Genomic DNA, 15,341 nt, shown 5'->3' with positions numbered 1-15,341 from the left:
CAGGAAGTATTTCCTGTATTGGTAAAAGTGTAAAGCGTCTTAAATGCAAACGTGGATGAGGTATTTCTAATTCAGAAGTACTTATTATTTCATCATCAAATGATAAAATGTCTATGTCAATAATCCTGTTTTCGTAACTAATGTTATTTGAACGTGTTCTTCCAATTTCTTTTTCAATTTCACCAAGTTTTATAATTAGTTCATAAGGGGATAATATGGTTTCTATTGTTAATGCCATATTGAAAAAAAACTGATCGGATGAAAATCCCCATGGCTCTGTTTCATATATACTCGACTTTTTTAACACTTTTCCAACGGAAATATTTATTAATTCAATTGCAGAATTAATGTTATTCAATCTGTTTCCAATATTGGTTCCTAGTAGCAGAAGAGCAGTTTTCATCAAATAATATTAAATTACATTAGCCGAGTATCCGGCTTTTTTAATTATTAAAATTATTTCTTCTGCAGTAATTTCATCAAAACTTACTGTTAAAATCTTGTCAGCATGAGTTAAATCAGTATCCCATGATTTTATGCGAGGTTCATTTTTAAAAAAATCTCCAACTCTTGAACTGCAGCCACTGCATTTAAAATTGGTTTTAAATTGTTTTGTTTCCATATATTTTATTTAAAATTTAACATATCGTAATCTTAAGCTATTTGTAATAACAGATACAGAGCTTAATGCCATCGCAGCTCCTGCAATCATAGGATTTAACAAATAACCAAAGAAAGGGAACAATATTCCTGCTGCTACAGGAATCCCAATAATATTATAAATAAAAGCCCAGAATAAATTTTGTTTAACTGCTTTAATGGTATACTTAGATAATTTAATTGCTTGTGCCACTTTAACAGGGTCTGAGCTTACAATGGTTAAATCTGCAACATCAATTGCAATATCTGAACCTTTACCCATTGCCATGCTTACGTTAGCTTCTGTTAATGCCTGAGCATCATTAATTCCATCCCCAATCATTGCAACAATATTTCCTTTTTGTTTAATGTTTGCAATATGTTCGGCTTTCTGAGCTGGCAAAAGTGCAGCTTTAAATTCATCTAATCCCAGTTTTTCTGAAACAATACTTGCCGTTTGTGTATTATCTCCGGTTAAAAGAATAGTTTTTATTTTCATTTCCTTTAACATTGTTATTGCTTTTAATGCTGTCGGTTTAATTTTATCAGTTAAAGCAATTATAGAAATAATCTTATTTTCTAAACCTGCATATACAATAGTATATCCTTGTTGTAGTAGTCTTTCAGATTCATGTATTATATGTAAACTGGGTTTCATCCCTATACTATCCAGAAACTTTATATTTCCTATACCAATAAAAGTATTAGCAATATCGGCTGTTATTCCTAAACCTGCGTGACTTTTAAAATTTGTTATCGTTTCAATTTTGTATTCTTTTAGTAAAAAATAATTTGAAATAGCTTTTGCCAAAGGGTGCTCTGATGCTGATTCTGCCGATAAAATAGCGGCAATATTAAAGTCAGAATTATAACCATGCTCCCATACAATCTCTTCAACTTCTGGTTTACCTTCTGTTAAAGTACCTGTTTTGTCAAATGCAACTACTGAAATTTTACATGCATTTTCGAGGCTTGAAGCATCTCGAATTAAAATTCCATTTTCTGCTCCTTTTCCAACGCCCACAATTATTGCTGTTGGTGTTGCTAATCCTAGTGCACAAGGACAGGCAATTACTAATACAGTAACCATTGTTAAAACAGCATGCGTAATATAAGGAAAGCCTCCAATAAAAAACCATAAACAAAAACTTAACAATGCAATTCCTATAACAATAGGTACAAAAATTCCGGCAATTTTGTCGGCTAAATTCTGAACTGGTGCTTTTGAGCCTTGTGCATGCTTAACGGCTTTTATTATTTGTCCCAATACAGTATTGTTTCCAACGCCTGTTGCTTCAAAAATAAAAACTCCGGATTGATTAACTGTTCCTGCAAAAACTTTTTCTCCCTGTATTTTTTCATTAGGAATGGGTTCGCCTGTAATTGTGCTTTCATCTACGAATGACTGTCCTGAAACTATTATTCCATCCACAGGGACTCTTTCACCTGGTCTTACCTTTATTAACATTCCAGGTTCGGCAACACGCAAATCAATATCTCTTTCTTCGTTACCATCTACTAACGTTATTGTTTTTGGCTGAAGTCCGATAAGATTCTTTAATGCCGATGAAGTTTTAAGTCTTGATCGTGATTCTAAAAGTCTGCCGGTTAAAATAAAACTTACAATAATAGCGGCCGACTCATAATATACATGTGGCTCGACTCCATTTTTAATCAGCCATTGTGGATATATAGTATTTATAAAACTAAAAATAAAAGAAAATCCGGTACTTAAAGCAACAAGTGTATCCATGTTAGCTTTTCCATGTTTTGCCTGTTTAAATGCAATCTGATAAAATGATTTTCCAAAAATTACGATAACAAAGAGTGTCAGAAACATCATTATCCAATTTAAATTATGATAATGATGAAAAAACATAGACATAATAAATACAGGAATCGATAAAGCAAAAGAACCGATAACATCCCTTGTTAATTTTTTAATATCTTTTGTTTGTTCAATTTCAACTGAATTTTCAGAATCGGATTCAAGTATTAAGTTATAACCAAATGCTTCTACAGCTTTTTTAAAATCGTTTGGATTTACAATGTCTGAATTATAATCAATTTGAACTGTACGGGTTGCAAAATTTACATTTACTTTATTTACGCCGTCAACATTATTTAAAGTTGATTCAACAGAAATAGCACATGCGGCACATGCCATACCTGAGACAGGGTATTCTACAGATATATTATTTTTTGAGTTCAATTTTAAGAAGAATTAAAATACAAAGATAATGTTTAAAATGCTGTTAGGAACGAATTATATACAAAGAAAATGCTTAATAATATTATATAAGAACAGTCAAGTTAAGTGAAAATATTATCTTTACATAAATATTTGAATTATGCCACACAAACAACAAAAATCAGGCATTAGCGAAGAACTTGAAAATTTGAGTTTGAAATTAATTGAAAGCGAAAATAAATTTAAAGCTTATTGTGCAGAAGTTGCAGCTCAGAATGAAGAATACAAAGCGATAAATGAAAAATACTCAATTGCAAATGAAGCCTTAATTGAAAAAAATGCTACAATTATTAAAATACTTAATGAATTACGTTGGAATGAGGTTAAATTTCGCCAAATGTTTTCATCATCTCCTGCGGGGATTTTTTATTATGATAATAATCTTGTAATTAGTGAGCTAAATGCTGCTTTTTCTGAAACACTTTCTGCGCCATATCATGCCCTAAAGGGGCTTGATATGAATACTATAAATGATAAAAGAGTATTACCCTGTATTAGAGCTGCATTAAAAGGAGAAATTGGCAATTATACAGGTTTTTATAAATCAACTTTAAGCGGAAAAGAAGTTTATATTAAATTAACAACTCATCCACTATACAGCAGAGAGGATTCTAATGAAATTATTGGTGGAGCTGGACTTTCACAGGATCTTACTGATTGGAAAATGGCTCAGGAGAAATTAGAAGAGAATAAGGAAAATTTGAGGCTCACCTTACAGAGTATAGGTGAATGTGTTGTTGTTACTGATTTAGAATCAAATATAGTAAATCTTAATCGGGTAGCTGAACAAATGTTAGAGTGTAAGGCAAAAGATGTAATAGGCAAACCATTACATGAAGTTTTATCTATTGTTAATAACAAAACGAAAAAGGCAATTCCTGCTATAATTGAAAAAGCACTAGCTGGGAAAACAATTTCAATACAAGAGCATGCAGAACTTCATACAAAGAAAAATAAAACTTTTCAGATTTCATTAAATGTTTCGCCAATAGGGAAAGCTGATGGTAAGAACTTTGGTGCTATTATGATTTTTCAAGATATTACCGAACGAACTAAATTTTTGCAAAAACATTTTGAAAGTGAAAATAAGTTTAAATCACTCTTTGAAAATTCTCCTACAGGTATTGCTTTAATTGATATTGAGGGAAATATTAAAGAAGTCAATAATGTTATTCTTACTTTGCTTGGCTCTCCTTCTGCAGAAGCTACAAAAGGAATTAATGTGCTTAGTTTTGAGCCCCTTGTTAGTGTTGGCTTTTCTGAAGAGTTTAAAAAATGTATTGCAACAAAGAAAAATGTAAGCAAATTAGCGTATTATGTTACAAAGTGGAAAAAGGGAATTTATGTTCAATATACATTATCTCCCATTCCAGAAAATGATGGAATTATATCGGGAGTAATATTGAATATAATTAATGTTACTGCTCAAAAAGAAGCCGAAGAAAAGGAGAAAAAATATATCAGAGATCTTGAACTAATTACAAAGTCTTCAATGGAAATGCTTGACCTTCCATTAAGTACTGACCCCCTTAAGTTTATAGGAGAAAGATTAAAATCAATTATAGGTGATAATACTGTAATAATAAATAAATATTCCTTAAAAACTAAAACCTCTGCTACAGAATATGTTTTTTGTAAAGAGGAAAGAAAAGAAAATTTTAAAGCTTTATTAAATAAGGAAGTAGAAAAATTAAAGTTTGATAAAACACCACCAAAAGTTCATAATTACAATTTTATTAAAAAATTAGTCGAAATTGACCCTATAGAATTTTTTGTGAATGCCTGTTATTTTCCAGAAAAAGAATCTAGTAAAATAGTAGAAATACAAAAGGTTAGCAAGGTTTATTTTATGGGAATTTGTCCTGATAACAAATTGCTAGCTAATTTAATAATAATAACATATAACAACGAGATTATAGAAAATAAAGAAGTAATTGAAACTTTTATTAATCAAACATCTCTTGTTTTGCAACGACGAATAGCACTTAAAAACCTTAGTGATGCTGAACAGTTATATAATAACACCTTAAATTCAATAAGTGAATTTATTCATGTAACAGATAACAATTTAAATATAATATTTGCAAATGCAGCACTTAAGAATATATATATTAATCTGGGACTCAATTCAAATATTGAAGGATTGGGTATTAAAGAGGCGTCTCCTTTTTTAACAGATGTTGCATTAGAAAAGTATAATAAGGTTATTAATGATAAAATGCCTGTTATTTCAGAGGAAACAACTTTAATTAATGGCAGAATGTTTCATACAGAAACAATCATAACGCCTGTTATTGAGAACAATGAAATAACAAGAATTATAACTTCTGTGAGAGATGTTACAGAGGGAAAGAAAGCAGAATTGGAGTTAATAAAAACAAAAGAAAAAATTGAAGAAAGTGAAAACAGGTTACAGCTTATTTCTGGACTAACCTCAGATTATATATTTCAACTGGATGTGAATGAAAAAGGTGAGGTGAGAATAAGTTATTTATCTGAAAATTTTTATACAGTTACCGGACGTTCATTTGAAGAAGCAAATCCCGAAAACTGGATAAATTATTTTCATCCTGATGATGTTGATAAGGCTTTAAAACTTCTTAAATTAGTAGTTTCAACCGGTAATACTCAAGAAGCAGAGTGTCGTACTTTTCTTAAAGATGGGCACTTACGATGGGTAAGTATTCTTGCTAAAGCTAAACTTAACGAAGAAAATTCTAAAGTAATTGCCATTGTTGGATCTGTTAAAGACATTACACAAAGGAAAAATGCTGAAGATGCGCTTATTAAAAGTGAGAATTTGTTGCGTAATATTTTAGAACTTTCAAATATCTCGATGGCAATTATTAATTTTAATGGAATCATAGAATTCATAAATAAACAAGCTGTTAAGACATTTGGATATTTACATGAGGATATTCCAAACATGGAATGTTGGTGGAATTTGGCATATCCTGAAGAGAATTACCGTAAGCAAACGATTGAACAATTTATGGGTTTGGTGAACAAGGCTGTAACTGAAAAATGCGAAATTGAACGCCGAGAGTATTATCCCACCTGCAAAGACGGTACGGTAAAAACAATGATCATTTTTGGAGTTGTAGTTGAAGATAAAATCTTTGTGATGTTTGAAGACATAACAGAGCGCAAATTTGCTGAAGAACAAATTAAAGAAGCTCTTAAAAAAGCAGAAGAATCGGATAAATTAAAATCTGCATTTTTAGCAAATATGAGTCACGAATTAAGAACTCCAATTAATGGAATAATTGGCTTTTCTAATCTGCTTTTAAAACCTGATAACACTGAAGAAAAGAAAGAAAAATATGTATCACAGATTAATGCAAGTACTGCAATGCTACTACGATTAATTGAAGATATTATTGATATTGCTAAAATTGAATCGGGAAGTATTACAATTGAGAAATTACCTTGCAAGCTTTCAGATATATTAAATGAATTATATTTACACTATAAGCAGGAATTAAAAGCAAGAAGTAAAGAGAATATAAAACTTGTTTATAACCAGTATAGCGATACTAATTTAACAATAGTTACAGATCCTTTCAGATTAAGACAGGTGTTACTTAATTTACTTTCTAATGCTGTTAAGTTTACAAATCGTGGCGAAATTGAATATGGGTTTACACTAGAGAATGAAGAAATTCTGTTTTATGTTAGGGATACCGGTATTGGTATTAAACCAGAACATTTAACCCTAATATTTGAACGTTTTGCACAGTTGGAATTATCATTATCAAGAAAATTTGGTGGTACAGGTTTGGGTTTAACAATATCCAAAAATATTATAGAATTTTTAGGAGGTAAGATATGGGTTGAATCTGAATGGGAAAAAGGTAGTACGTTTTATTTTAATATTCCTGCAGATATAATTCAAGTATCAAACGAGATAGTTGAAAACCTTATTTTTAACCCGAACCAATTTAATTGGAAACAATTTACCATTTTGGTTGCCGAAGATGATGATCTTAATTTTATGTTTATTGAAGAAATGCTATTGGATACAGAAGTTAAATTAATTAGGGCAAAAAATGGTCTTGAGGCTATTGATTTGGTAAAAACTAATCACGAGATATCTTTAGTTCTGATGGATATTCAGATGCCATTTATGGATGGTTCTCAAAGCACTAAATTAATATTATCAATCAGACCCGACCTGCCAATTATAGCACAAACTGCATTTGCTCTTGCCAGTGAAAAGGAACTTAGTTTTAAAGCAGGATGTATAGATTATATTTCAAAACCCTTAGATGTAGAAGAACTACATATTAAAATTAAAAAATATTTACCTTTTAATTAATAGTGTAATTTCCCTTTTTATCAACTGAAAAAGCAGGAACAATTTTATTTTTTTCGAAATTGTCGTATGCTGGTTTTAAGCTTTCCCAAAAAATTATATGCGATTTGTTAAAGTTCCTTAGTTCTTCAATATTTTCAGTTGTCATTTTACAAGGAAAAATATGAACAGGCACTTTGTTCTGCCCATGTGATTTGGCTTCTATTGCAAAAATATAAAGTTCTTTAATTTTTTCATCTGTAAGAGGAACACAACCAATTGTTACGCAACTTCCATGAATAAAAATATCACCTCCGGGTTCAGTTCCTGCAGTTACAATTTTATCAGCCTGATTCGGGAAATTAAGTCCTAATGAAAGATAGAAATTACTGTACGGGTTAAATCTATTTATAAAATAAAAACCCTCGGGTGTTTGTCCATCGCCCTGCCTGCGTTTGGGTCCTAACTCACCGGAACTAGAACAAATTTTGTAATCTGTTATATGAGAATAAGTCTTATTTGTTTTAGCTTTTGCCCATAGTTCAACAATTTTTTCCTGCTTAAAAATTCTTATATATATGTCGATGTTAAAATTGTCTATTTTGTTATCTGCAAGTAATTTCTTAACTATTGCTTCTTTTTCTGAATATGCAGTTTTTACTCTTGAATTCTTTTTTTGATCGGAAACAAATGTTTGAGCTATGTTATTTAATGACATAAATAAAGAGAGAAATAATATGAATAATGCTCTAAACATTAAAATAATTTAGTTTTTTCTGTTCCTAAATATATCATAAAAACAACTGTTTTTGCCATTTCTCCATCATTTTTTAAGTAATGTCTTACCGGACCAATACCTGTAATAACTTTTTTAATTGCAAAAGTAGTTGGATCATAATACCAGTCTTCAACAAAAACTATACTTGCAATTTCTTCCGGCATTATTTCTCGTTTTATAATTTTCATAACCGATTCACCAGTATTAGGATCATCAACAAATGCTGTGTCTGCAGCTACGCCTAGGTTCTTTTCAATTTCTGAAATAGTTAATGCCTTATCAACATTCATAGGATTCCATACTTTTGTTTTTCCAGTTGTAGCTTTTTTTATTAAAAGTTCAGCAAGAGCAAGAGCATCAAAGTTTTTTGTAAAAGGTAGTGGAACAGAATCGTATAAATTATGTTCAGAGATAACATTCTTTGCTAAAAGTTCGGTTGGATTGCCTTGTTTCACCCTGAATATTAACTTTTTTTCTTCTAAATCGCTACCGGCTCTTTTAAAATATCTGACAGGATACCAACTCAATATATTTTTTTCAAACATGAAAGGCTCGGTAGTATCCATCGACCATTCTTCTTCAAAATAAATTGACTTTATTTCAGATAAATTTAATTGTTCTGATTTTGCCGCCATTGCTGTTATAATTTCATCTTTTGTATACTTTGTTGAATCTTCGGCAAATACGGCATAAACTGAAACCTCAGAACTCATAGCTTTTGAAAATACCTTCCTTATAAATTCTGATGAATTAAATTCTTTTTGCCAGTTTAATACTTTAGTTGTATCAAATAAAAACAAGTCACCAACATTTACTGAAGTTGGCAAAAGCATATTAACTCTTCCTTTTGATGATGTGTCATCAGATTTATTTTCATTATTACATGATGTAAAAAGTACTACTGTAACAAATAATACAAGAAGATAAAATTTCATAATGTTATTTTTTTATTTTTTATTGCCTTTTGGAACTATACTCATAACTGGAAAATCAGAACCATGAATAATTTCTTTAGCTAATGAACCTACAAAATATTTAATTACTTCGGTTTCTTGTTGGGTCATTATTATAATTACATCTGCTTCAACTTTATGAGAAAATTCTAATAATGCGTTACACATATTAGTATTTCCGGATTGAGTATTTAAGAAGTTTTGTGTGCATTCTACGCCTTGTGATTTAATGAATTCACTTACTTGGGTAAGCTGAAGTTTTAATCTGTTCATTACATATGAATCTGAAGTTGTGTTCATTGTAACGGCATGTACCACACTACCAAAGTATCTGGCAAGATAAATTGCATTTGATACTTTTTCTCTGGTTTCTTTAGTTAAATCAAGTGGTAACACAATATTTTTACAACCTTCTCTGTGAAATTTACCTTTTATTGTAATAACAGGACATTTACATTCACGAATAATTTTTAATGAATTACTCCCAACCACTTTTTGTTTGAGGTCGTAGGAGCTTGCTGATCCGATTATTAGAAGTTTAACATTTAATCTGTCAGCAGTGTTTAATATTGTATCAACTAATTTTCCTTTTTCTACTAAAGGAGTAATTTTTACGCCCGATTTTTGTTCAATATGACCGGCAAAATCGGTTAATTTAACCTTTAATTTTTCTTCTAAGTCGTCTTGTTCATTTTTAGAGAAAAGTCCCCAAAGAGCATTGTTTTCAGTAATTACATGTAAAATGTTGATTTCTGCATTAACCATTTTAGCAAGGCTGTATGATTGTTCAAGGGCAATTAATGATTGTTCGCCAAAATCAAAAGGGACTAAAATTTTATTTTCACTATTTTCCATAACTTAAAATTAAATAATTGTTTGCTTTTAAAATGCAAAAATAAGCAGAAGTTCAATTAAATAAAAGATTTTTGTCAATCAATTTAAAAATGCTTTTTATGACCATTTTTATGTTAATAAAAAAATGTTGATTCTTTAGGCTGCTTGTACTGTCTGTATTAACTTTGATAATATTTATTTAAAATAAAAGTCATGCATTCAAAACAAATCGAACCGTCAGAACTAATTATTAATCCTGATGGTAGTGTATTTCATTTACATCTTTTACCCGAGCAAATTGCTGAATCAATAATATTGGTAGGGGATCCGGGAAGGGTTGAAATGGTAAGCAGTTATTTTTCAAAAATTGAGCATAAAGTTTCGAATCGCGAGTTTTTTACCCATACAGGTATATTTAATGGTAAAAGAGTTTCGGTTTTATCAACAGGTATTGGAACTGACAATATTGATATAGTTGTAAACGAGCTTGATGCGTTAGTGAATATTGATCTTAAAAAGCGCGAAATAAAAGAAGATAAAAAATCTTTAACCCTTATAAGATTAGGAACTTCCGGTGGACTTCAGGAAGATGTTTTTGTTGATTCATTTTTGGTTTCACAGAGTTCAATAGGCTTTGATGGTTTATTAAACTATTATCAAAACAGAAATAAAATTTCTAATCTTGATTTCGAGAAAGCATTTACCGAGTTTATGGATTGGAATCCATTATTGCCAAAGCCATATGTTGTTGATTGTTGTAAAAATCTGATGGAAAAACTTGGTAAAGATTTTAAAAAGGGAGTAACAATTTCTGCCTCGGGTTTTTATGGTCCACAAGGTAGAGTTCTTAGGCTACCTATTGCCGATCCTGAAATTAACAATAAAATAGAAAAATTTAATTTTAATGGTCGTCAGATAACAAATTATGAGATGGAAAGTTCCGCACTTTATGGGTTATCAAAATTGCTGGGACATCATGCTCTAACAATTTGCGCAATAATAGCAAATAGAGTATCTAAGACTTATAGTAAAGATTATAAGCCAATTGTTAGAAAGCTTGTTGAACATACATTAGAAAAACTAACAGAATAAGAATGGAATCAAAATCTATTTTATCTCAAATAAAATTGCTCGATGATCCTGATGAGAATATTTACAGGGCAGTGCGTGATAATCTTATCGGTTATGGACTGGAAATAGTTCCAGAATTAGAAAGTGCATGGGAAAGTTCATTTGATGAGTTAATTCAGGAAAGAATAGAAAACATTATTAAAAGCATACAATTTACTTCTTTAAAAAATCAATTGGAAGAATGGGTACAAGGTGGGGCAAAGGACATTGCTTTTGGTGCTTTTTTGTTAGCAAAATATCAGTATCCCGATTTATCATGGGATGGAATTGCAAAACAAATTGAGAGTATTAGAAGCGAAGTGTGGCTAGAGTTAAACGAAAATTTAACTGCTCTTGAAAAGATAAGAGTGCTGAATCATATTTTATTCGAAGTTCATAAGTTTTCGCCAAATAATGCAAACTTTTACTCTCCGCAAAATGCTTATTTAAATTTGTTATTTGAGTCAAAAAAGGGAAATCCAGTAAGCCTTGGTATTTTGTATATGACTATTGCTCAACGTCTGGAACTTCCTGTTTTTGGTGTTAATCTTCCTAAGAATTTTATACTTTGTTATATTGATGATATCTCCGCTTTTCATGCATTTGGTGATAGTGCTGATAATACTGTTCTGTTTTATATAAATCCTTTTAATAGAGGTGCAGCTTTTGGGAGAAAAGAAATTGATTATTTTTTAACTCAACAGCAGTTGGAGCCTAAAAAAGATTATTTTTCACCTTGTACTAATATTCAAACATTAGAAAGGCTAATTTCAAATCTTATTTTATCATATGAAAAGTTGGGTTATACAGATAAAATGAGTGAACTGGGAGAATTAATGGAATTGTTAACAAAATAAAAAACCTCACATATTTGTGAGGCTCTTTAAAAGAAAAAATATTTTTTACTTTGTTTCTTCTACTGTGTAACCAGCAGGAATTGTAAATTTTTCTGCAGGTATACTTGCATTTTGTTCGAATTTATTTGCAACGAGGTTGATTGCAAATCCACTCATTTTCATAGAAGTTTTAAGCATCACATTTTTATAAATAACACCAGTAATTTTATCGTTTGGTTTAGTTTTGTCCATTGTCATTGAAAATTTTGTGCCTTCAACACCTGCAACAGTTTCTGTTCCTTCTTCCTTAAAGTCGTATTGTTTTTTTAACTCATCAGTAAATGTTGAGAAGTCCATGCTTCCAAATGGATTACCACTAACTTTAACTTTTGTTGCAGTTTTTTTAGTTTCATCTTTTCCGTTAACTAAATTCTCAAGTTGGTAATTAATTGAATAACCATCAGCCATTATGCTCATACTGTGTTGTTTGGTTTTCATTCCCATCATCTCCATTTCAGAAATAATTTCCTGGCATTCTTTTTTCCCATAATCATCAAAATATGTGGTTTGGGTTATTTTAACTCCCATCATTTCATATTGTTCATATGATATAATACCTGATTTAATACCATAACGTGCACCTTGTGGAGCGGCATCGTCAGTTGTTACAGCAACCTGAGTAGAATCTGTTGAGCCATCTTTTCCATTGTCGCTGTTGGAACAAGATGCAAAAAATAAACCTGCAAAAACAGAAATTAATAAAAATAGTTTTTTCATAAATAAGAGTTTTAAGTTTTTAATAAACAATATTAATTATTTTTCCCGGAACTACAATTAATTTTTTTGGCTCTTTACCCTCAAGCCATTTTTTTGTTTGCTCGTTTTCTAATGCTGCTTTTTCAATTTCTTCTTTAGTCATATTTAAAGGTAACTCCAACTGATACCTTACCTTGCCGTTAAAAGAAACTGGATAAAGTTTATTGCTTTCAACAAGGTAATATTCTTCAAATTTTGGATATGTTGCTTTTAAAATGCTTTGGTTATTACCCATAAGTTGCCATAATTCTTCGGCAATATGAGGAGCAAATGGTGATAAAATAATATTTAATGGCTCAAGAATTTCTTTTTTGTTACATTTTAATTCTGTTAATTCATTAACACAAATCATAAATGCACTAACAGAAGTATTAAAAGAAAAAGCTTCAATATCTTCTTTAACTTTTTTAATTAGTTTATGAAGTGCCTTTAATTCCTGTGGATTTGCTTTTTCGTCTGATATCTGAAATTTGTTATTTTCATCGTGATAAAGCTTCCATAATTTTCTGAAGAAACGATGAACACCTTCAATTCCGGCGGTATCCCATGGTTTTGCCTGTTCTAACGGACCTAAGAACATTTCGTACATGCGTAAAGTGTCAGCTCCATATTTCTCTACAATGCTATCAGGGTTAACAACATTATACATGGATTTTGACATTTTTTCTACACCATAACCACAAATATATTTGCCGTCTTCAAGAATAAATTCAGCATTTTCATTGTCAGGGCTCCATTTCTTGAATGCTTCGAGATCTAATATGTCATTCGTAACAATGTTTACATCAACATGAATTTCTCGAGTTTCATAATTGTCTTTTAATCCTTTTGAGACATATTTATTTGTGCCATTAATTCTATAAACAAAATTTGACCTTCCCTGTATCATTCCCTGATTAATTAATTTCCTGAATGGCTCTTCAACAGGCGAAATACCCATATCGAATAAAAACTTACACCAAAAACGTGCATACATTAAATGACCTGTTGCATGTTCGGTACCGCCAATATATAAATCAACGTCTTTCCAATAATTTACTGTATCTTTTGAAAAGTACTCGTTGTTATTTTTGGGGTCCATATAACGAAAATAATACCCCGATGAACCTGCAAAACCAGGCATAGTACTTAATTCAAGTGGATAGCCATCTTCGGTTTTCCAGTTTGCGGCACGACCAAGAGGTGGCTGACCATCGGCTGTTGGTAAGAATGAGTCTATTTCGGGAAGTGCAAGGGGTAATTTATCTTCGGGTAATGTATAAGGCATTTCGTTTTTGTAATAAATAGGAAAAGGCTCTCCCCAATATCGTTGGCGACTGAAAATAGCATCACGTAAACGATAATTAATCATTTTTTTTCCGATTCCTTCAGTTTCAATTCTGTCAATTACTGTTTTCATTCCTTCTGTAACATCAAGCCCATTAATAAAGTTAGAATTGATACACGTTCCTTCTTTTGCATCAAATGATTCTGTCCAGGTTGAGATGTCGGTTGGTTCTTCGCCATTTTTCTTAATTACCTGAATAATTGGTAAGTTAAAGTGTCGTGCAAAAGCAAAGTCTCTGCTATCATGTGCAGGCACTGCCATTATTGCACCTGTGCCATATCCGGCAAGAACGTAATCGCTAATCCATATTGGAATTGGCAAGCCGGTGAAAGGATGTTTTGCATAAGCACCGGTAAAACATCCCGACACTTTGTTAACCTCTGTCATTCTTTCGCGCTCGGTACGTTTCTTTGTTAATGCAATATAATTATCAATTGCTGATTTTTGTTCATCTGTTGTTATTTGCGAAACAAGCTCGTGTTCGGGAGCAAGAACCATAAATGTACAACCAAAAATTGTGTCTGGGCGTGTTGTGAATACTGTTAAACTGTTATTTGTTATTAGTTCATTGTTTATTGTAAAATTTATCTCTGCTCCAACACTTTTTCCAATCCAGTTGCGCTGCATTTCTTTAAGCGAATCTGTCCAGTCGATAATATCTAAGCCTGTCAGAAGTCTTTCAGCATATGCAGTAATTCTTAAACACCATTGCATCATCTTTTTTTGTTCAACGGGATGACCACCACGAACAGAAAGTCCTTCTTTTACTTCGTCATTTGCTAAAACAGTTCCTAATGCAGGACACCAGTTTACCATGGTTTTTGCAAGGTAAGCAAGTCTGTAACAAAGTAAAATTTCCTGTTGCTCTTTTTCAGTTTTTTTATTCCAGTCGTCAGCAGTAAAAATTACTTCGCAATTATTTTCTGAGTTTACAGTTGAATTTCCTGAAGTTTTAAATACTTCAATTAGATTTTCAATTGGCTCAGCTTTTTGTGAATTTTTGTTATACCAGTGGTTAAATAATTTTACAAAAACCCATTGAGTCCATTTATAATATGATGGCTCACTTGTACGTACTTCGCGATCCCAATCGTATGCAAAACCGATTTTCTCTAATTGTTCTTTATATCTTACAATATTATTTTCGGTAGTTACTGCGGGGTGTTGACCGGTTTGTATTGCATATTGTTCTGCTGGTAATCCGAAAGCATCAAAACCCATTGGATGTAGAACGTTGAATCCTGTAAGGTTTTTATAACGGGTATAAATGTCGCTTGCTATGTAACCAAGAGGGTGACCAACATGCAATCCTGCACCCGAAGGATATGGGAACATGTCGAGCACATAAAATTTAGGTTTGTCAGAAATGTTTTCAACCTTAAATGTTTTATTCTTTTTCCAGCTATCCTGCCATTTTTTCTCTATTTCCCTGAAATTGTAATCCATAAAATTTACTAAATATTTAGGTGCAAAAGTAGTAAAACTTGATTAAGAATTTTGCTG

The 15,341-nt window shown here is 31.3% G+C and carries 11 protein-coding genes; 3 read left to right on the top strand and 8 right to left on the bottom strand.

What is annotated here, in order from left to right:
- From folK to HY951_19405, 3 genes are all read right to left on the bottom strand, one after another.
- Nucleotides 1-403, bottom strand: a 403-nt coding sequence (gene folK, locus HY951_19415) for a 2-amino-4-hydroxy-6-hydroxymethyldihydropteridine diphosphokinase (GenBank protein MBI5542235.1), incomplete at its 3' end; no start/stop codon positions are given.
- Nucleotides 404-412: 9 nt separating this feature from the next.
- Nucleotides 413-622, bottom strand: a complete 210-nt coding sequence (locus HY951_19410) for a hypothetical protein (protein MBI5542234.1) — start codon at nucleotides 620-622, stop codon at nucleotides 413-415.
- A gap of 9 nt (nucleotides 623-631) precedes the next feature.
- Complete coding sequence (locus HY951_19405) at nucleotides 632-2,806, bottom strand: copper-translocating P-type ATPase (GenBank protein ID MBI5542233.1); 2,175 nt, start codon at nucleotides 2,804-2,806, stop codon at nucleotides 632-634.
- A 184-nt stretch (nucleotides 2,807-2,990) separates the two neighbouring features.
- On the opposite strand from HY951_19405, the gene HY951_19400 reads away from it, so the two are divergent.
- Complete coding sequence (locus HY951_19400; GenBank protein ID MBI5542232.1) at nucleotides 2,991-7,208, top strand: PAS domain S-box protein; 4,218 nt, start codon at nucleotides 2,991-2,993, stop codon at nucleotides 7,206-7,208.
- Here HY951_19400 and HY951_19395 read toward each other — a convergent pair.
- The 3 genes from HY951_19395 to HY951_19385 are packed head-to-tail and all read right to left on the bottom strand — an operon-like array spanning nucleotide 7,201 to nucleotide 9,770.
- A complete protein-coding gene (locus HY951_19395) occupies nucleotides 7,201-7,902 on the bottom strand; it encodes a L,D-transpeptidase family protein (GenBank protein ID MBI5542231.1) in 702 nt (233 codons plus the stop codon). The two genes, HY951_19400 and HY951_19395, sit on opposite strands and share 8 nt — an antisense overlap.
- 38 nt (nucleotides 7,903-7,940) lie before the next feature.
- Nucleotides 7,941-8,897, bottom strand: a complete 957-nt coding sequence (locus HY951_19390; GenBank protein MBI5542230.1) for a hypothetical protein — start codon at nucleotides 8,895-8,897, stop codon at nucleotides 7,941-7,943.
- 12 nt (nucleotides 8,898-8,909) lie between these two features.
- On the bottom strand, nucleotides 8,910-9,770 hold the full coding sequence (locus tag HY951_19385; GenBank protein MBI5542229.1) for a universal stress protein: 861 nt from the start codon (nucleotides 9,768-9,770) through the stop codon (nucleotides 8,910-8,912).
- A gap of 192 nt (nucleotides 9,771-9,962) precedes the next feature.
- Between HY951_19385 and HY951_19380 the strand changes: the two genes are divergently transcribed.
- Together HY951_19380 and HY951_19375 are read left to right on the top strand one after the other, a co-directional pair.
- Complete coding sequence (locus HY951_19380) at nucleotides 9,963-10,841, top strand: nucleoside phosphorylase (GenBank protein ID MBI5542228.1); 879 nt, start codon at nucleotides 9,963-9,965, stop codon at nucleotides 10,839-10,841.
- Nucleotides 10,842-10,843: 2 nt separating this feature from the next.
- Nucleotides 10,844-11,716, top strand: coding sequence for a hypothetical protein (locus tag HY951_19375; protein ID MBI5542227.1), 873 nt, complete (start codon nucleotides 10,844-10,846; stop codon nucleotides 11,714-11,716).
- A gap of 45 nt (nucleotides 11,717-11,761) precedes the next feature.
- Here HY951_19375 and HY951_19370 read toward each other — a convergent pair whose 3' ends face one another.
- Both HY951_19370 and HY951_19365 read right to left on the bottom strand, forming a co-directional pair.
- Nucleotides 11,762-12,472, bottom strand: coding sequence for a hypothetical protein (locus HY951_19370; protein MBI5542226.1), 711 nt, complete (start codon nucleotides 12,470-12,472; stop codon nucleotides 11,762-11,764).
- A gap of 19 nt (nucleotides 12,473-12,491) precedes the next feature.
- Complete coding sequence (locus HY951_19365; GenBank protein ID MBI5542225.1) at nucleotides 12,492-15,284, bottom strand: leucine--tRNA ligase; 2,793 nt, start codon at nucleotides 15,282-15,284, stop codon at nucleotides 12,492-12,494.
- Nucleotides 15,285-15,341: the final 57 nt, after the last annotated feature.

The organism is Bacteroidia bacterium, from assembly GCA_016218155.1.
In the GTDB taxonomy this organism is placed as follows: domain Bacteria; phylum Bacteroidota; class Bacteroidia; order Bacteroidales; family GWA2-32-17; genus GWA2-32-17.
The sequence above is the reverse complement of the archived record's forward strand: the minus strand, read 5'-3'. Positions and strand labels throughout refer to the sequence as shown.